Source organism: Nocardioides sp. P4_G10, assembly GCF_056401175.1.
On the sequence record NZ_JBFUJV010000009.1, the window covers coordinates 64398 to 83459 of the forward strand.

Sequence of the window (19062 nt, forward strand, 5' to 3'; positions counted from 1 at the left end):
AGCTCGAACATGAGCGGTGCCTGAGCCACATTCCGGGCACCCTGAATCGTGGCTCACGCACCTCCCGCCAGCGCGTCGTATGCCGACACGCGCCCCCTCCTCGCCGGTGCGGGCCAGGGGGGCATTGTGCCCGCCGCTGTGGACGCGCCAGCACCCGCCGGGTGTCCGGCGGGTGCTGGTGAGGTGATGGTGCGTCAGCGGCGAACGGTGATCCAGAAGCGGACGGTCTGCTTGTTGCCCGCCTCGTCCCGGACCTTCAGGACGACGCGGTGCCGACCCGGTGCGAGCCGCTTCGCCGTCGCGACCATGACGCCCTTGCGGTTGACCCGCACCTTCGCCGCGGCCCGACCGCCGAAGCGCACCGTGACGTCGCGCGCCCGGAGGTCGTCGTAGCGGTCGCTGAGGCGCGCGCGCGTCGTGGGCGTCCGGTCCTTGGTCGTCTGGGGACCCTTGAGCACCTTGACCGTGGGCTTGCCCCGGTCGACCGTCCAGCTCTGCACCGCCGGGCTGGCGTCGGTGTTGCCCGCCTTGTCGGTGGCCCGGACCCGCAACTCGTGCTCGCCCTGCCCGAGCTTGTTGAACGTCGCCGGGGAGCTGCACGCGGCCCACGCCCCGCCGTCCAAGCTGCACTCGAAGGTGCTGCCGGTCTCGGAGGAGGTGAAGGTGAACGTCGCTGCCGGACCTCGCCCCTGGCCCTTCGGGCCGCCGGTGATGGTGGTCTCGGGGGCCGTGGTGTCACCCGGAGCCGGCTTGGCCTTGACCGTGACGGTCACCTTGCCCTCACCGGCGGCGACCTCGTCGCTGCCGGCGTAGGCCGCGGTGAACGACACCGTGCCGGGCTCGGTGAACGGACCGACCGTGAAGGTCGCGGTGCCGCCCTCGAGCGCGGCGGGGCCGTAGGACTTCCCGCCACCGGTGAGGGTGACCTCGCCGGTCGGGGTGGCCCCGTCGGCCTTCACGTCGACCGACACCTGGGTGGTGTCGCCCACGGTGACCTCGGACGGCGTCGCCGTGGCCGTGACCTTGGAGGCGACGGGGTCGGTCGGGTCGACCGGGTCGTCGCCGTTGACGACGACCTCGACCGTGTCGGTGACCTCGTCGGTGCCGCCCTGCATGCTCACCGTGACCGTGGCCTCGTAGGTGCCGGGCTCGGTGTAGGTGTGGGTCGGGTCGGCCCCCTCGCCCTGCTCGCCGTCACCGAAGTCCCAGGCGTAGGTGAGCCCGTCGACGCTCGGGTCGAGGTCGACGCACCCGATCCGCTTGGCCGGGTTGTCCGGGTCGTGGATCACGATCGCCATCGCCTTGGAGCCGGCGCGCTGGTCGCTGGTGACGACCACCTCGCCGCTGGTGCCGTCGGCCTTGCTGGTGAACGGCAGCCAGATCTCGTTCTCCTCCGAGAACGGCAGGTCGGTGTCGAAGCGGAAGTGCGCCCCGCCGTTGCCGTTGGCGCACGACTGCTCGTGGACGTGGACCATGTGCGCAGCGGCCGGCTTGAGGCCGGTGACGTCGAGCGTCGTCACGGTGGTGTCGCGCGAGCGGACCATCGATGCGGTGCCCGTGAGGTCCGGGTAGGTGGCCGTGCCGTCGGCGAAGGCGCTGAGCTCGCCCTCTGTGGTGACCACCGTGGAGAAGTCGACCTCCAGCGGTGCGTCACCGGTGTCCGGCGTGGCCGTCGCATCGATCTCGGGCAGTGCGTCGACGCTGATCTCGACGCTGTCGCTGCCCTTGTTGCCGTCGGGATCGGTCACGGTCAACGTGGCGGTGTAGCTGCCCGAGGCCGTGTAGACGTGGTTCAGCGGCGGCTTCGGACCCGTGTACGTCGTCCCGTCGCCGAAGTCCCACGTGTAGCTGAGCGGTCCGCCCTGGTCGTCCATCGCACTGATGTCGAAGGCGACCGGCAGGGGAGCGGGACCGCTGGTGGGCGTCGCCTCGATGGAGACCCGCGGCGCCTCACCGGTGACAGCGATCTCGAACTCGTCCTCGTAGGTCCCGCCCTTGCCGTCGCTCACGGTCAGGGTCGCGGTGTACCGGCCGGGCTCGGCGTACGTCACGTGGGCGTGCGACGACGTCGACTGGTCGGAGGGCCCGTCGCCCTGGCCGAAGTCCCACAGGTAGGTCAACGTGTCACCGTCGGGGTCGCTGGCGCGCGCCTCGAAGTGGACGTAGAGCGGCGCGGGGCCGGTGCGCGGCGAGACGAACGGCTGCGCCGTCGGCGGCTGGTTGTCCGCCTCGGGCTCCTCGACCACCACGGTGCCGCGCATGGTGGCGCCGTGGATGCTGCACCAGTACTCGTAGGTGCCGGGCTTGGTGAAGGTGTAGCGGATCGGGTCGCCGTTGGGTCCGCGGTACTCCTGCAGGGCGGGGTCCCACGTGTCCGCGCTGTCGAGGGAGGTCAGGTCGTGGCCCATCGTGGCCTGGTCGAACTGCCACTCCACCGTGTCGCCGACCTCGATGGTGACGGTCGACGTGCCGTTGTCCGCGGACACCCACTGGTTGTTGGTGGCGGAGTCGACGGCGTCGACGACCCACGTACGTCCCTCGGCGGGCTCCTCGACGACGACCTCGACCGTGTCCTCGCCGGTCTGGCCCTCGGGGTCGGTGACCGTCACCGTGGCCGTGTAGGTGCCCGGCTCGGTGTAGGTCCAGCTCGCGTCGGCGGTGTCGGCGGTGTCGTCCTGCGTGCCGCCCACGCCGAAGTCCCACGCGTAGGTGAGCGCGCCACCCTCGGGGTCGGTGCCCTCGGCGCTGAACTCGACGTCCAGCGGCGCGGTGCCGGAGGTGGGCTCGGCCGCCGCGGTCACGCTCGGCGCCTCGCCCTGCTCCACGCCGGACCAGCGGAAGAAGTCGAAGTCGGCGACCGGGTCGCCCGGCGCACCGCCCTTCAGCGCCATCACGCCGACGCGCGGGTTGGTGATCCCGGCCAGCGTGCGCGGGTCACCGACCTGCGTGAACTCCTCGCCGTCGGTCGAGTACCACCCGCGCAGCTGGGAGCCGTCGGAGGTGAACCGCAGCCAGAAGGTGGAGGGGAAGTCGCCGGGCAGGAACGGCCCGTCGAAGCTGCCGCCGCCGGTGTTCCAGTTGCCGGTGAACTCGAAGTCGTTGTTGCTCGGGCTCGACGACTTGAGGAACTCGATCCACTCGTTGTTGTTGCCCTTGTCGACGAACGTCAGCTTCGCGAAACCGGAGCCGCCGCTGCCGGCGACCACGAGCCCGGCCTGCTGGCCGCCCTCGGTCGGGTCCCAGGTGAGCTTGGTCGTCGCCGTCCACGCACCGTCGGGTGCGTCCTGCGTGATGACGTTGGCGGTGTCGTTGTACTCACCGGGACGGGCGGTCAGGTGCAGCGCACCGTCGGAGACGTCGTACGCCGTCTCGTCGGGGCGGCGGACCGTCCAGTGGCAGTTGTCGAGCAGCTCGGAGTCGTTGAACTCGTCCGAGCGCTCGGGCTGCTCGCACGGCGGGGCAGGCTCCTCGCCCCGGACGCCGGAGACCGCGAAGACGTGGAGCTTCGGGTCGGCCGGGAGCGTCAGGGTGTCGGGCTGCTTGCCGGCCTCGAGCGGGATCCGCTGGGTGAAGATCATGACCCGCGGCGAGGTGTCGCCGCCGCCGTTGTGGCGGTAGGGCATGTCGATGGCGATCTCCTCGCCGAACTTCGGGGTCACGGCCCAGTCGGTGAACCGCAGGGGCACCTGGACGGTGGAGCCGTCGTTGTAGGCGAGGGTGGCCTCCTTCTGCACGTCACCGTTGTGGGCTGTGGCGAGGATGCTCAGCTCGTCGTAGGTGCCGGTCGGCAGGGTGACCACCTGGCCGTCGGACTCGACGTTGTTGAGCTGCCCGTCGGCCGGGCTGCCGAAGTCGTAGTCCACGCCGTTGATCCGGACCGGACCACCGTTCTGCTGGACGGCCTGGGGGAGGAGCTCCGCGGCGAAGGTCCAGCCGCCGCCGTCGAAGTTGCCGTCACCGGGGTTGGCGTCGGTGGAGATGCCGTCGTTGTTGAACAGCTCCGACAGGTCGGCCACCGGGCGGCACTCGCCGTCGGCGAGCACCTCGATGCGCACCGAGCTGGTGCCGGAGTTGCCGTCGGGGTCGGTCGCGGTGACGGTCGCGGTGTACTCGCCCGCCGCCGTGTAGGTCCAGGTCGGCGACTTCTCCGTGGAGGTGTCGTCGCCCGTGCCGTCCACGCCGAAGTCCCACGCCCAGGTCACGGCCTGGTCCTGCGGGTCCGTCGCGGAGGCGTCGAAGTCGACCTCCAGCGGCAGCACGCCGCAGCGTGGGGTCGCGGTCGCGGTGGCGACCGGGTCGACGAGGACGGTGATCTCCTCGGTCGTGCGGGTCAGGCCGCGGTTGCCGTCGGCGTCGACGGGCGTCACCTCGGCGGTGAACGTGCCACCCTCGGTGTAGGTGTGCGAGACCGTGCCTGAGGCACCGGTGACGGGGTCGGACCCGTCGCCGAAGTCCCAGTCGTAGGTGATCGCGTCGTCCTGCCGGTCGACGCCCTCGGCGGTGAAGTCCACCTCGAGGGGTGCGGCGCCACGGACCGGGTCGGCCGTCAGCTCGTTGACGAACGGCTCCTGGACCTCGAGCTCCCGGACCTGGATGTTGCGGAAGCTGACCCTGTCGGCGTCACCGTGGTTCTGCAGGCCGATGTAGCCGTCGGTGCCGCGGGTGCCGTCGGAGGTGTACTCGTTCACCACCTGGCCGTTGAGCGTCATCGTGTAGGTCTGGCCCTCGACGGTGATCTCGTAGTCGTTCCACTCGCCGATCGGCTTGGCGTTGCGCGCGTCCTCGCGGTCGAAGTTGTAGACCGAGCCGGTCTTCTGCGGCTCGTCATTGGGCTGACCCTCCTTGATCTGGATCTCGTGGCCGTTGTCGACGGCGACGAAGGGGTCGTTGCCCGGGTCGGGGAAGCGGGTGAAGACGCCGGAGTTGTCGCCGTCGTCGGAGAGCTTGAACTGCAGCTTGACGGTGTAGTCCTCGAAGGTCCGCTCGGAGAACCAGAACAGCCCGAGGCCGCCGAAGCTGGTGAGCTCGCAGTTCTCGACGGTGAAGCCACCGGGGCCGGACTGCTTCCAGCCGGACACGTCGGTGCCGTCGAAGAGCAGCTCGTAGCCCTCGTCGGGGGTCGGGGCGGTCGCACAGGGCTGCCGCACGGTGACGTCGACGGCCCGGCTGGTCGACTTGCCGGTCTCGTCCTCCACGGTCAGCGTGGCGGTGTAGGTGCCCGGCTCGGGGTAGGTCCACGTGGCCGAGGCCGTGGTCGCGGTGTCGTCGTCCGTGCCGTCGACGCCGAAGTCCCAGGCGTAGGTGATGTCGTCGCCGTCGGGGTCGTCGGCCTCGGCGGTGAAGTCGACCTCGAGCGGCGCCAGGCCGTCGGCCGGGGTGGCGGTGGCCGACGTGATGACGGGTGAGGTGTTGCTGGCGACGCCCTTGCCCGAGACGGAGAACTCGTCGAAGTTCATCTCGCCGTTGCCGGCGTACACGAAGTAGAGCGGGCGACCGCCGGCGTCGGCGTCGCGAGCGGTGATCGCGGCGCTGACCGTCTTGTAGAAGTACTGGCCCTGCGTCCCGCCGTCCAGCGGCACCGTTGCCACGACCGGGCCGTTCGCGGCACCCGCGCGCACCTGGATCGTCGCGCCTGCCTGCGGCCCGCCTGAGTAGCGGATCGACACGTCGGTCATGTTGGCCAGGCTCATCGGGTCGAACATCACCCAGTCGCCGTTGCCCATGCCGGTGATCAGGCCACCGCCACCGGGACGCGTGCCGGACTTGTCGTCGTAGCCGGTGTAGCCGACGCCCTGGCGGTTGGTCGCGTGCTCGGCCTGGCGCAGCTTGGGCTGGAGGATGACCGTGTCGCTGCCTTGCAGCGACGCGTTGGCGCCGCCGTTGGCGCCGCCGTCGCGGTAGGTCGCGATCAGGACGCCGTACGTGTTGGCGTCGGGGCCGTGGTCGGCCGAGGCCGCGGTGCGGATCGTGCCCTCGCAGCCGTTGACCGACAGGTTCGGGTGCACGTGGATGTCGTGGCCGAGGCCCTCCTGGACCACGACCTCGCTGCAGTCGACGGTCTCCTCGGCGTCCTGCACGTCGACCACGAACGGGATGTCGTCGCCGGAGGAGTAGAAGCCGCCGTCGACGGGGAGCTCGATCTGCACCTTCGGGGCGGTGTTGCCGACGTTGACCACGACCTGCGAGGTCGCGGACTTGCCGGTCGAGTCGGTCACCGTGAGGACCACCGTGTAGTCGCCGACGGAGTCGTAGGTCCACGACGGCGATGCCTCGGTCGAGTCGGTCTGGCCGTCGCCGTCGAGGTCCCACGCGTAGGTGACGTCGTCACCGTCGGGGTCGCTCGTGCCGTCGCTGCTGAACTGGACGGTGAGCGGGGCCGGACCCTCGGTGACGTCGGCGCTCGCGCGAGCCACCGGCGCCGAGCCGTTGATCGCGTAGTCGATGCGCACGAGCTTGGTCTGCGGGGAGCCGGAGAAGAAGCCGGTGCCGTACTCCAGGACGTACATCGAGCCGTCGGGACCGAACTCCATGTCGCCGGGAGCCACGAAGCCGCTCATGAAGTCGTTGATGGAGGCGATGTTGCCCTCGGCATCCATCCGCACCTCCTTGATCCAGCCGCGGCTCATCTCCGTCATGAAGTAGGAGCCCTCGTAGTGCGCCGGGAAGGCGGTGTCCTTGGCGGCGGTGTTCTGCGACTGCCGGTAGACCTGGCCGCCGGTCGGGGTGGCGCCCTGGACGGCGGGGTACTTGTAGGGGGCGACGTCGGAGTAGGGGATCCAGGCGTCGGTCATCGGGGGCAGCGTCTGCAGCCCGGAGCTGTTGGGGGAGTCGTTGACGCCGGCCATCTCCTGCGGGTCGTTGCAGGGGAACCGCTTGGGGGTGCCGTCGGGGTTGGTGCGGTAGCGGTTGGCCACGAAGTCCCAGTCGACGTAGGCGCCACCGAAGTCCATCTTGGTGAGGTCGTCGCCGACCTCGCCCCCGCAGTAGGGCCAGCCGCCGTTCATCGGGACCTCGGTGCGGTTGAACTCCTCGAAGTGGCGGGGACCGCGGTTGGGGCTGTTGACGCGCGAGTCCGGGCCGACCTCGCCCCAGTAGAGGGCGTCGGTGTCGGCGTCGACGCCGAGCCGGTAGGGGTTGCGCAGGCCCATCACGTAGATCTCGGGCCGCGTCTTCGCCGCGTCGGCGTCGGGGTAGAGCGCGGACGGGTAGGCGCCGCCCTCGCCGAACAGGTTGCCCTCGGGGATGTCGTACGAGATGCCGTCCCCGGCGGTCGGGTTCACGTCGCCGGCGTCGTCGTTGCGGGGGATGACGCGCAGGATCTTGCCGCGCAGGTCGTTGGTGTTGGCCGAGGACTTCTGCGCGTCGTAGTCGGACCGTCCGGTCCGCTCGTCGTGGGGGGAGTAGCCGTCGTTGTCGGAGGACGAGGTGTTGTCGCCCGTCGCGAGGTGCAGCACGCCGCCGTCACCGAACTGGACCGAGCCGGCGGAGTGGCAGCAGACGTTGCGCTGGGTGCCGACCTCGAGGATGACCTTCTCCGACGCCTTGTCGACGAAGGTCTCGCCGTCCGCGTCGGTCTCGACGGTGAGGCGGGACAGGCGGTTGGCGTTGTGCGAGGCGGGCAGCGGTGCGTAGTAGACGTAGATCCAGCTGTTGTCGGCGAAGTCGGGGTCTACGGTGATGCCGAGGCCACCGTCCTCCAGGCCGCTCCACACCCCGAGGCTGGGGTTGTTCATGACGATCTCGATGCTGCCGTCGGCGGGGTCGTACATCGAGATGTCGCCGGCGCGCGTGATGAAGAAGACCCGCCCGTCCGGGGCGACCGTCAGCTCCATGACCTCACCGAGGCCGGTGCCCTGGCCGAGGACGACCTTCTGGAACTTCGACAGGTCCGGCGGGTCGTCGGCGGCAGCCGCTGCCGTCGTGCCCGTGGCTGCCTTGCCGGCCCGGTCGCTCTTCCCGGCCCGGTCGCCCTTGGCGGCGGGGGCCTCGGTCTCGGACTCGGCCTCGGACTTCGCCCCGTCCTTCGCCCCGTCCTTCGCGGCTCCGGACGTGGTCCGGTCCGGCACGGGATCGGGCACGGCGGCCACCACCGGGGCGCTCAGCCCGAGGGCGAGCCCCAGGGCGGTCACCAGGGCGAGCAGCGAGACGAGGAGCTGACGAGACCGCACAGGCATGACGTGCCTTCCACAACCGAGTTTGAGTGGCGTCACCTGCCGGACGGCGGTGTGACTGGCATCACGCTAGGTGGGACTTTTGCGTCAGGTCAAGCAAAAGGTGATTTGTGCTCGTCGAAACGTGCTCACCAGCGCGGGACGAGGTGCTGGCGCTCCTCGATCGGGCCGAGGTCGTCGATGGGGTGGGTGGTGGAGGCGGGGCCGGCGAACCGGTCGTGACGGGCGTAGCTGACCAGAAGCGCGACGGCGGCGGCCAGGACCAGGAGGGCGATGAAAGTGTTCATGGCAGTAATCATCCGCTCGTGCAGTTCCTGCCACCAGTGGCAGGAATGCCAGCATCAGTTGATTTCCTGCCACGACCCGTGGCACGCTGCTGACATGCAGAAGGTCGCTGTGGTCGTCCAGGAGCAGCCCGAGCCGTTCGGGCTCGGTGCGTTGTGCGAGGTGTGGGCCGAGCCCTACCACCCCGAGGACGACAACCCCGTCTTCGACTTCAAGGTCGTGACCCCTCGTCCCGGGCGGCTGCGCACGCGTGCGGGGTTCGACCTGCATGTCGAGCACGGGCTGGACGAGGCGGCGGACGCCGACCTGATCTGCCTGGCGCCCATGAGCGACCACCGCGGCGCCTCGCCGGAGGTCTCCGAGCTGCTGCGAACGGCCCACGCGCGGGGCGCGATGCTCTTCGCCCACTGCTCGGCGACCTTCATGCTGGGCGAGGCCGGCCTGCTCGACGGTCGTCGCTGCACGACCCACTGGAGGCACGCCGCCGAGCTGGCGGCGCGCTTCCCCGACGCGATCGTCGACCCCGACGTGCTCTACGTCCAGGACGGCTCGATCGTGACCGGCGCCGGGTCCGCTGCCGCCATCGACGCGGCGCTGCACGTGATGCGCCAGCAGTTCGGCGCCAAGGTCGCCGCCGCCACCGCGCGGCGCATGGTCGTGCCGCCGCACCGCGACGGTGGTCAGGCCCAGTACATCGCCCGCCCGGTGCCCGTCTGCGAGTCGGAGGCGCTGGCCCCGCTCCTGGCGTGGATCAGCTCGCACCTCTCCGACGACCTCGACGTCGAGACGCTGGCCCGCCAGATGCACATGTCGGCCCGGACCTTCGCGAGGCGCTTCAAGGAGGAGACCGGCACCACGCCCTACAGCTGGATCCTGGGGGAGCGGGTGCGCGCCGCGCAGGAGCTGCTCGAGCAGTCCGACCACTCGATCGACTGGGTGGCCTCCGAGGTCGGGTTCGGCAACGCCGCCACCCTGCGCCACCACTTCGGTCGTGCTCGCGGGGTCAGCCCGCAGGAGTACCGGCGCACCTTCCGGATGAGCGCCTGACCCTCACCATCGGCCGGCATCGCGACGCTCGCGAGGTCGGCACCGGCCCGGTCGTACCACCGGGCAGAACGGACGTGAGGACACGGTCGGGCGACCTCTAGGCTGGAGCCGTGAACGCGACTGCGCTGGCCGACCTGTCCGCCGACGACCTCACCGCGCTGCTCGAGGAGCAGCAGGCTGCCTACGAGCAGCTGAAGGCGCAGGGGCTCAAGCTCGACCTCACGCGGGGCAAGCCGTCGTCCCAGCAGCTCGACCTCGCCGACGACCTGCTGCGCCTGCCGACCACCACCAAGGACGCCAGCGGGGTCGACGTACGCAACTACGGCGGGCTCGAGGGCCTGCGTGAGCTGCGGGAGATGTTCGCCGAGCTGCTGTGGGTCGAGCCCGAGCAGGTGGTCGCGGGCGGCAACTCCAGCCTGTCCATCATGCGCGACTGCCTCGTCTGGATGATGCTCTTCGGCGCGGTCGACTCGGAGCGGCCCTGGAGCAAGGAGGACAAGGTCCGGTTCGTGTGCCCGGTTCCGGGCTACGACCGGCACTTCACCCTGCTCGAGAGCCTCGGTATCGAGATGGTGACCGTCCCGATGAACGACGACGGCCCCGACGTCGACGCCGTCGCCGCCCTCGTCGCCGACGACCCGAGCATCAAGGGCATGTGGATCGTACCGACGTACGCCAACCCCTCGGGGTCGATCTGCAGCCAGGACGTCGCCGCCCGGCTCGCCGCGATGCCCACCGCGGCGCCCGACTTCAAGATCTTCTGGGACAACGCCTACGCACTGCACCACCTCACCGAGGAGGAGGCCAAGAGCGCCGACATCCTCACCCTGGCCTCCGCCGCCGGTCACCCGGACCGGCCCGTCATGTTCGCGTCGACCTCCAAGATCAGCTGGGCCGGTGCCGGTGTCGCGTTCCTCGCGGCGTCGACGAACAACGTCCACTGGTACCTCGGGCACCTCGGCAACGGCTCGATCGGCCCCGACAAGGTCAACCACCTGCGGCACTCGGAGTTCTTCGGGTCCCCTCAGGGCGTGCGCGACCACATGGCCAGGCACCGCGAGATCATCGCGCCGAAGTTCGCCGAGGTCGACCGCGTGCTGACCGAGCGGCTCGGCGGCCGCCACGTCGCGACGTGGAACACCCCGACCGGCGGCTACTTCGTCAACCTCGACGTCGTGCCCGGGACCGCCAGCCGCGTCGTGGCCCTCGCCAAGGACGCCGGCATCGCGCTGACGCCCGCCGGCTCGTCGTTCCCCTACAAGCAGGACCCGGACGACACCAACATCCGGCTCGCCCCGACGATGCCGCCCCTCGCCGAGGTCACCGCGGCGATGGAGGCCGTGGCGACCTGCGTGCTCCTGGCCGCGGCGGAGAAGGCCACGGGGGAGTCGGCGGCCTGACGCCTCAGGCGGCCGCCGGCTCGACGCCGAGGCCGCCGCGCACAAGGTCCGCGTAGCGGCCCCCGAGGAGCAGCAGCTCCTCGTGGGTGCCGAGCTCGACGACGCGCCCTGCGTGGAGCACGGCGATCTGGTCGGCGTTGCGCACGGTGGACAGCCGGTGCGCGATCGTGATCGTCGTACGGCTCCGGGTGACCTCGTCGAGCGTGGCCAGGATGGCGCGCTCGGTCTCGTTGTCGAGCGCGCTGGTGGCCTCGTCGAGCACGAGCACCGCCGGGTCGCGCAGCAGCGTGCGGGCGATCGCCAGCCGCTGCTGCTCGCCGCCGGAGAACCGGTGCCCGCGCGAACCCACGACGGTGTCGTAGCCCGCGGGGAGCGACGCGACGACGTCGTGGATGCGGGCGGTGCGGCAGGCCTGCTCGATCTCGGCGTCGGTCGCGTCGGGACGGGCGTGGCGCAGGTTGTCGCGCACGCTGGCGTGCATCAGGTAGGTCTCCTGGGTGACCACGCCGACGACCGCGGCGAGGTCGACCGCAGCCAGGTCGCGCACGTCGACCCCGTCGACCAGCACCCGCCCGGACGTCGCGTCGTGCAGGCGCGGGACGAGGGAGGCGAGGGTCGACTTGCCGCTGCCGGTCTCGCCGACCAGGGCGAGGGTGCCGCCTGCAGGAACGACGAGGTCGACGTCGGACAGCACTGCACGCTCGCCGTCGTACGAGAAGCCGACACCCTCGAACCGCACCTCGCCGCGCACGCGTCGCGGGTCGAGCCGGACCGGCTCGTCAGGCTCGGCGATGTCGACCGGGAGGTCGGCGTACTCGAAGATCCGGCTGAAGAGCGCGAGCGACGCGGTGAGGTCGACGCCCACGTTGAGCAGTCCCATCAGGGGGCGGAACAGGGTGCCCTGCAGGGCGATGAAGGCGACGAGCGTGCCGATGGTCATCCCGCCGGACGTCGCCGGGAAGCCGGCGGCGAGGTAGATCGCGGCCGGGACGGCGGCGAAGACGACGTTCATCGTCGCCATCCGCCAGCGGCCGGCGAGGCGGGACCGGATCTCGAGGCCGACGAGGTCGGCGGAGGTCTCGTCGAACCGTGCGGTCAGGCGCGGGGACGCGCCGAGGGTCTTGCTGAGCAGGACCCCGCTGACCGAGAGGCCCTCCTCGATCTGGACGTGGAGGTCGGCCAGGCGTCGCTGCCTCTCGCCGGTGATGCGGTGCCGCATCCGGGCGACCTGCCGGGTCAGCAGGACGGCCGGCGGAAGCACCACCAGCGAGATCAGCGCGAGCCGCCAGCTGAGGGCCACCATGGCCACGGCGGTGCCGACCACCACGGTGACGTTGGCGGCGATCGACGTCGCGGTCTGGGTCACGACGCCCTGCATGCTGCCGATGTCGTTGACGAGGCGCGACTGCACCTCGCCGCCGCGGGTGCGGGTGAAGAAGTCGAGGGACTGGCGCTGCAGGTGGGCGAACAGGTCGCTGCGGAGGCGGTGCATGACGCGCTGGCCCACCGCGGTGGAGAGCCAGGTCTGCACGACACCGATGACGGCGGTGACGAAGGCGACGCCGAGCATGGCGCCGACGAGGAGCAGCAGCAGGCGGGCGTCCTGGCGGGGCAGCGCCTCGTCGATGACGTGCCGGACGAGGAACGGCTGGGCGAGCCCGACGAGCGAGCTCAGCACGATGAGCGCCACGACCACGGCCAGGGTGGCGCGGTGCGGCGTGAAGAGTCGGGCGATGCGCCGCAGCGACACCGGGGAGTCGGCGAGCTGCCGGACGTCGGCCGGGTCGGGGCGTCCGCCGCGACGGCGGCCGGACGATTCTGCGTGGGGGCGGGAGTCGGTGTGGTCAGCCATCCGACCAGCTCCTCTCTGTGTTCAAGGTGGTGAGGTAACCTCACTATGAGGTCACAACCGGATGTGGGGCGGAGGAATTCCCGTGGTGCGCGACGAGGGGCACGACCCGGCGACCGGCGACCTGGTGATGGCGCTCGCCCGGCGCGTACGACGCGCGCACGTGGAGGCGCTCGCCGACTGGGAGGTGACCCCCGGGCAGGCCCGCGCGCTGCGGGTGCTGGCCGGTGCCGACGGGATGCGCCCCTCGGCCCTCGCCGACGCGCTGCGCATCGCCCCACGGTCGGCCACGGAGGTGGTCGACGCGCTGGAGCACCGGGCGTGGGTGCGCCGGGAGCCCGACCCCACCGATCGCCGGGCCACCCGCCTGGTGCTCACCGATGACGGCCGGCGGCTGGTGGAGCGGATCGACGACGTGCGCCGGGAGGCGTCGCAGCGGGTCCTCGACGTGCTCACGCCGGCCCAGCGTCGTACGCTCCACGAGATCCTGGCCGTCGTCGTGGGGGAGGACCTGTGACCGTTCGTGTCGGCCTGACCGGGGGCATCGCATCCGGCAAGAGCACCGTGTCGGCGGTCCTCGCCGAGCTCGGGGCGGTCGTCATCGACGCCGACCTCATCGCCCGCGAGGTCGTGGCGAGGGGGACGCCCGGGCTGGCGGCGGTCGTCGAGGAGTTCGGGCCCGACCTGCTCACGCCCGACGGCGACCTCGACCGGGCCGCCATGGGCGCCCTCGTCTTCGCCGAACCCGACGCCCGCCGGCGGCTCGAGGCGATCATCCACCCGCTGGTCCACCGGCGCAGCGCCGAGCTCGAGGCCGCCGCACCCGCGCACGCGGTCGTCGTCCACGACATCCCGCTGCTGGCCGAGGTCGGACGGGCCGGGTCCTTCGACGCGGTCGTCGTGGTCGATGCCCCCGCTGAGCTGCAGGTGCGGCGGATGGTCGAGGACCGGGGCTGGACCCGCGAGGACGCCGAGTCCCGCATCGCCGCGCAGGCGACCCGCGAGGAGCGGCTCGCGATCGCCACCCACGTCGTCGACAACACGGGGTCGCTCGCCGACCTGCGCCGGCAGGTCGAGGCGATCCACGAGGAGCTCGCGCGGCGGGCCTGACGTTTCCGGATCGCGGGGGTCGGGCGGGTAACCTCCCCGGCGTGTTCTCGATCCGACCCCGCCTGGCTGTGATCGCGACGGGCGTCCTGCTCGTCAGCGGGTGTGCCGGGCTCGGCCAGACGCCCGACGACGCAGAGCCGGCCACGTCCAGCCCGTCGTCCTCGGCGTCCGCCCCGGGGTCCGACGCCCCGGCCGAGCCCGAGGCTGGGGCGACCGAGGACCCGGACACCCCCACGTCGTGGGGCCCGACGACCGGTGAGCTCGAGCAGGCGCAGGAGCTCGTCTCCACGTGGAGCTCCGAGCAGCTCGCCGGGGGCGTCATCGTCGGACGCTTCCACGGCACGGACCCCCAGGAGCCGGCCCGCATGGTGCGCGACCTGCACCTCGCCGGCGTCTCCGTGACCGGGGCCAACGTGCTCGACCGCGACCAGGTGCTGGCGATGACGTCGGCGATCACCGACGCCGCCTCCGCCGACGGCCGCGACCACCCTCCGGTCATCGGGGTCGACCAGGAGGGCGGCTACGTCTCGCACCTGCGCGGCATCGCCACCGACTTCCCTCACTTCCAGTCGGCGGGGCTCGCCGTCGCGGCGGACGCCCGTCTCGGCCGCCGGGTGACCCGGGCCGCGGCCCTCGCGACCGGGCTCGAGCTGCGCGACCTCGGCTTCACGTGGGTCTTCGCCCCCGTCGCCGACGTCACCATCGGCGCCGCCGACCCGACCATCGGGGCGCGGTCACCCTCGCAGGACCCCCGGCTCGCGTCCCAGGCCGTGGGCGCCGCCATCAAGGGCTACGACGACGCCGGCGTCGTGTCGACCGTCAAGCACTTCCCGGGCCACGGCGGCGCGACCAGTGACAGCCACGACACGTTGCCGGTGCTCGACTCGACGCTCGCCGAGCTGGAGGCGCACGACCTGCCGCCCTTCGAGTCCGCCTTTCGCCAGCACGCGCCCGCCGTGATGCTGAGCCACCTCGACCTGACCGAGATCGCGCCGGGGGTGCCCGCCAGCATGGCGCCCGAGGTGTACGACCTGCTCCGCGACGACCTCGGCTTCGAGGGGGTCACCATCACCGACTCGCTCGGCATGGGTGCCGTCGGTGGCCGGCCCACGCCGGCCCTGCAGGCGCTGCAGGCCGGGGCCGACCTCCTCCTCATGCCCGTCGACACCGCGACCACGCACCAGATCGTCACCGACGCGATCGACTCGGGAATCGTGTCGCGGGTGCGGGTCGAGGAGGCCGCCGCCCGTGTCGTGGCGGTCCAGATGTGGCAGGCGCGGGTGGCAGCGCAACGGCCCGTCCCCGCCGACGTGGTCGAGCGGGCACGGGCCGCGAGCGCGGACCTGGAGTCCGCGGCGTACTGAGATCGTCCGGGTTGTCAGGCTCTCGCTGAGCTTGTCAGGCCGTGCACGGGCCGACAACGTCAGTGATCCCCGGCTGACCGGGGATCACTGATCGTGCGGAGCGGGGCCTGGGTCAGGCAGCCAGGTCCGGGTCCCCGGCGCGACGGAGCTTCTGCAGCGCCTCGCGCTCGAGCTGGCGGACCCGCTCGGCGGAGATGCCGTGACGGGCGCCGATGTCGGCGAGCTTGTGCTGGCGACCGTCCGCGAGGCCGTAGCGGGCGCGGACGATGTCGGCGGACCGCTCGTCCAGGATCCCGACCAGGTCCTCGAGCCGCTGCCGGGCCTCGGCGTCGAGGACGTTGAGGTCCGGGCCGGGCGCGGTCTCCTGCGCCATCAGGTCGCCCAGCGACGTGTCGCCGTCCTCGTCCACGGGCGTGTCCAACGACACGTGGTCACGGCCCCAGCTCATCAGGTCGAGGACCCGGTCGATGTCCATCCCGAGCTCGGTGGCGATCTCGTGCGGCTCCGGGTCGCGGCCGAGCTGGCGCTCGAGCGTGCGCCGGGCGCTGCCGACCTGGTTGAGCTCCTCGACCACGTGCACCGGGAGACGTACGACGCGGGCCTGCTGCGCGATGCCGCGCGTGATGGCCTGTCGGACCCACCAGGTGGCGTAGGTCGAGAACTTGTAGCCCTTGGTGTAGTCGAACTTCTCGACCGCGCGGATCAGGCCGGTGTTGCCCTCCTGGATCAGGTCGAGCATCGGCATCTGCGAGCGGCCGTACTTGCGTGCGATGGAAACCACCAGGCGCAGGTTGGCCTCGATGAACCGGTCGACGGCCAGCTGGCCCTGCTCGGCGAGCCACTCGAGCTCGGCCTCGTTGGCGCTCATCGGCGCGCCGCCCTTGCGGCGGCCGACGCGGCCGGTGTCGAGGAGGTGCTGGGCCAGCAGGCCGGCCTCGATGGTCTTGGACAGCTCGACCTCGGTCTCGGCGTCGAGGAGCGGGGTGCGAGCGATCTCGTCGAGGTAGAGGCCGACGCTGTCGCGGCCCTCGATCTCACGAGTGGTGGTGGTGCGCTTTGCCTGTGCGGTGCTCATGTCGTCCTCCTGCTCTCGTGCGACCACCCCGTGTCGCACATCTGTCCAACGCCTGTGTCCGCCGCGGGATTCCCCGCCCCGGATGTGGTGCCTTCACCTGCCTTGACGAGCCAGTACCCACCGGAGTTGCACGATCGACCAACTCTCAGGGACTTCTCAGGGGGTTCCCCGGGGAGACTGGCCCCATGCACACCGCCGGGCACCCGAACCGCGTCGACCTCAACGCCGACCTGGGGGAGGAGGTCACCGACGACGAGGGCCTGCTGGCCGTCGTGACGAGCGCCAACGTGGCCTGCGGCTTCCACGCGGGGACGCCGGCCACGATGCAGGCCGTCTGCGCCGGTGCCGTACGCCGCGGAGTGACGCTCGGCGCGCAGGTGTCGTACGACGACCGCGCCCGGTTCGGCCGGGTGGAGCTCGACGTGCCGGCGGCGGTCCTGCGCGAGCAGGTGGCCGAGCAGGTCGGCGTCCTGTCGGCCATCGCCGCCGCCGAGGGTGGGGAGGTGGCGTACCTGAAGCCGCACGGCGCGCTCTACCACCGGGTCGCCCGTGACGAGGACCAGGCCGCGGCGGTCCTGGACGGCTCGGGGGAGCTGCCCGTGATGGGGATGCCCGGCTCGGTGCTGCTGTCGATGGCGCACGCGCGCGGTCGCGCGTCCCGGCTGGAGGGGTTCCCCGACCGTGGCTACGACGCCGACGGCCGGCTTCTGCCCCGCGACCAGCCGGGCGCCCTGGTCACGGACCCCGCCCGGGTGGCGTCTCGCGCGGTCGAGCTGGCCGCGTCGGTCGACTCGGTGTGCGTGCACGGCGACTCGCCGGGAGCGGTGCGGACGGCGGCCGTCGTACGACGCGCGCTCGAGGCCGCCGGGCTGGTGGTCGTCACGTGCTGGTCCTCCACAGCCTGAGCCCGCATCTGTGGAGGGCCGCCCCCTGCCTGTGGAGCAGGGGACGACTTCTGTGGGGAAGCCTGTGGGACCGCGGGTTTGTGGTCCAGAACCCTTGCGGCGTGGCGTCCCGACGACGTAGACATCTCCTACCGACACCGCTTCGGCGGGGTCGGGGATCGGATCGGAAGAACAGCTCCACACGGCGACTTGCTCGCCGCGCAGGCCCGGTGGCGGGGACTGCGGGGGCCGGAGACCGGTTTGGTGGATCGGACGTCACCATCCCGATCACATCGAGGGGCTCCTGATGCTCATACCATCGGGAGCCCCTCACCTGTGTGCGCCCACGAGGCTGCCAAAGGTCCGCCGCCCGTGGCAACTGCCTGCCGGTGAACGCTCGGGTGAACAATGACCGACGTGATGGTCGTCGACGTCGGGACACGCGCCTGCCTCGTCGAGGTCGACGACGCCGTCGCGGCCGCCTCGCTGGCCAGCTGGGTGCGCGCGGCCGGCCTGCCGGCCGAGGAGGTCGTGCCGGCGGCCCGGACCGTCCTGCTCGACGGTGTCGATCCCGCGGCGGTGCGCGAGCTGCTCCCGCGCTGGGCGGCGCAGCAGGCAGCGCCGCCCGGCCCGCTCGTGCGCGTCGCCGTCCGCTACGCCGGTCCCGACCTGGCGCGGGTCGCCGACCACTGGGGATGCACGACGGAGGAGGTCGTCGACCTCCACACGTCGCTGGAGTTCACCTCCACGTTCTGCGGGTTCGCCCCCGGCTTCGCCTACCTCGCCGGGCTGCCCGACGAGCGTGCCGTGCCGCGCCTGGAGTCGCCGCGGGCCCGGGTGGCGCCGGGGTCCGTCGGGCTCGCCGACACCTGGTGCGGCGTCTACCCGACCGCGTCGCCCGGCGGCTGGCTGCTGATCGGCACCACGGACGCCGACCTGTGGGACGTCGACCGCCCCGAGCCGGCGCTCCTGGCCCCGGGCACCCGGGTGCGGTTCGAGGCGCAGCAGTGACCGCTGAGCGCCGCTCGGGCACCGTCGAGGTGGTCGACCCGGGTCCGCTGTCGACGCTGCAGGACCGCGGTCGGCGGGGGTGGGCCCATCTCGGGGTGGCGCGGGCGGGAGCACTGGACCGGGGCGCGGCGGCCCTGGCCCGCCGTCTCGTCGGCGGGGGACCGGACGACGCCGTGATCGAGACGACCGTCGGCGGCGTCGTGCTGCGGCCGCACCGCGCGGTGACGCTGGCCGTGACCGGGGCGACCTGCGTCGTCCGGGTCGACGGACGCGCCGTCGCCCACGGTGCGCCTGCCACGGTGCCCGCGGGAGCCCTGGTGTCCGTCGGGCCGGCCGTGACCGGGGTGCGGTCCTACGTCGCCTTCGCCGGCGGGATCGCTGTCGCGCGGGTGCTGGGGTCGCGCTCGACCGACACGCTCGCCTGGGTCGGTCCACCCCGGCTCGCAGCGGGTGACCTGCTCGACCTCGGGCCGACCGGCCAGCTGCCCGAGCCGCCGCCGGCGCTCGTCGTACGACCCCGTGAGCCCGTGCTGCGCCTTCGTCGCGGGCCACGCGCCGACTGGCTCGACCAGACGGGGTGGTCGCGGCTCGACGGGGCGTCGTACGCCGTCGCGCCCGACAGCGACCGGATCGGGCTGCGGCTCATCGGGGCGCGTCTGGAGCGACGCGGCGGTGAGCTCGCGAGCGAGGGCATCGTGCTCGGTGCCGTCCAGCTCCCGCCGTCGGGGCAGCCCGTGGTGTTCCTGGCCGACCACCCGACGACGGGCGGCTACCCGGTCGTCGCCGTGGTCGAGGACGACGACCTGGACCTCTGCTCCCAGCTGCGACCCGGCGACGAGGTGCTGCTGCGGGTGGTGTGAGGACCG

Annotated in this window: 12 protein-coding genes; 8 read left to right on the top strand and 4 right to left on the bottom strand. The window is 72.0% G+C overall.

Annotated elements, in window-relative coordinates; translation table 11 throughout:
- Positions 1–194 precede the first annotated feature (194 nt).
- Positions 195–8174: a PKD domain-containing protein gene (locus AC1DP1_RS11660; RefSeq protein ID WP_477506993.1), complete on the bottom strand. Its 7980-nt coding sequence runs from the start codon at positions 8172–8174 to the stop codon at positions 195–197.
- A 125-nt stretch (positions 8175–8299) separates the two neighbouring features.
- Positions 8300–8458: a hypothetical protein gene (locus AC1DP1_RS11665; protein WP_477506994.1), complete on the bottom strand. Its 159-nt coding sequence runs from the start codon at positions 8456–8458 to the stop codon at positions 8300–8302.
- Positions 8459–8552: 94 nt separating this feature from the next.
- On the opposite strand from AC1DP1_RS11665, the gene AC1DP1_RS11670 reads away from it, so the two are divergent.
- On the top strand, positions 8553–9503 hold the full coding sequence (locus AC1DP1_RS11670) for a GlxA family transcriptional regulator (protein ID WP_457189415.1): 951 nt from the start codon (positions 8553–8555) through the stop codon (positions 9501–9503).
- Positions 9504–9613: 110 nt separating this feature from the next.
- Positions 9614–10903 (top strand): aspartate aminotransferase type Ic, encoded by a 1290-nt coding sequence (locus AC1DP1_RS11675; RefSeq protein ID WP_477506995.1) that lies wholly within the window; start codon positions 9614–9616, stop codon positions 10901–10903.
- A 4-nt stretch (positions 10904–10907) separates the two neighbouring features.
- On the opposite strand, the gene AC1DP1_RS11680 is transcribed toward AC1DP1_RS11675, so the two are convergent.
- Positions 10908–12755 carry an ABC transporter ATP-binding protein gene (locus tag AC1DP1_RS11680; RefSeq protein ID WP_477506996.1) on the bottom strand — a complete coding sequence of 616 codons (1848 nt, stop codon included), beginning with the start codon at positions 12753–12755 and terminating at the stop codon, positions 10908–10910.
- An 82-nt stretch (positions 12756–12837) separates the two neighbouring features.
- Here AC1DP1_RS11680 and AC1DP1_RS11685 point away from each other — a divergent pair, with 82 nt between their 5' ends.
- Genes AC1DP1_RS11685 through AC1DP1_RS11695 form a run of 3 tightly spaced genes read left to right on the top strand, consistent with a single transcriptional unit; the run spans position 12838 to position 15226 of the window.
- Complete coding sequence (locus AC1DP1_RS11685) at positions 12838–13269, top strand: MarR family winged helix-turn-helix transcriptional regulator (RefSeq protein ID WP_477506997.1); 432 nt, start codon at positions 12838–12840, stop codon at positions 13267–13269.
- On the top strand, positions 13266–13862 hold the full coding sequence (gene coaE, locus AC1DP1_RS11690) for a dephospho-CoA kinase (protein WP_477506998.1): 597 nt from the start codon (positions 13266–13268) through the stop codon (positions 13860–13862). The genes AC1DP1_RS11685 and coaE overlap by 4 nt, the downstream gene beginning before the upstream one ends.
- Before the next feature lie 41 nt (positions 13863–13903).
- Positions 13904–15226, top strand: coding sequence for a glycoside hydrolase family 3 N-terminal domain-containing protein (locus AC1DP1_RS11695; RefSeq protein WP_477506999.1), 1323 nt, complete (start codon positions 13904–13906; stop codon positions 15224–15226).
- 112 nt (positions 15227–15338) lie between these two features.
- Here the strand turns inward: AC1DP1_RS11695 and AC1DP1_RS11700 are convergent, their stop codons facing one another.
- Positions 15339–16301, bottom strand: coding sequence for a sigma-70 family RNA polymerase sigma factor (locus tag AC1DP1_RS11700; RefSeq protein ID WP_457189403.1), 963 nt, complete (start codon positions 16299–16301; stop codon positions 15339–15341).
- Positions 16302–16486: 185 nt separating this feature from the next.
- Between AC1DP1_RS11700 and AC1DP1_RS11705 the strand changes: the two genes are divergently transcribed.
- The 3 genes from AC1DP1_RS11705 (at position 16487) to AC1DP1_RS11715 (ending at position 19056) form a co-directional block, all read left to right on the top strand.
- Positions 16487–17206 carry a 5-oxoprolinase subunit PxpA gene (locus AC1DP1_RS11705; RefSeq protein WP_477507000.1) on the top strand — a complete coding sequence of 240 codons (720 nt, stop codon included), beginning with the start codon at positions 16487–16489 and terminating at the stop codon, positions 17204–17206.
- 387 nt (positions 17207–17593) lie between these two features.
- Entirely contained in the window at positions 17594–18196 is a 603-nt protein-coding gene (locus AC1DP1_RS11710) for a 5-oxoprolinase subunit B family protein (RefSeq protein ID WP_477507001.1), read from the top strand.
- On the top strand, positions 18193–19056 hold the full coding sequence (locus tag AC1DP1_RS11715) for a 5-oxoprolinase subunit C family protein (protein WP_477507003.1): 864 nt from the start codon (positions 18193–18195) through the stop codon (positions 19054–19056). Before AC1DP1_RS11710 ends, AC1DP1_RS11715 begins: the two co-directional genes overlap by 4 nt.
- Positions 19057–19062: the final 6 nt, after the last annotated feature.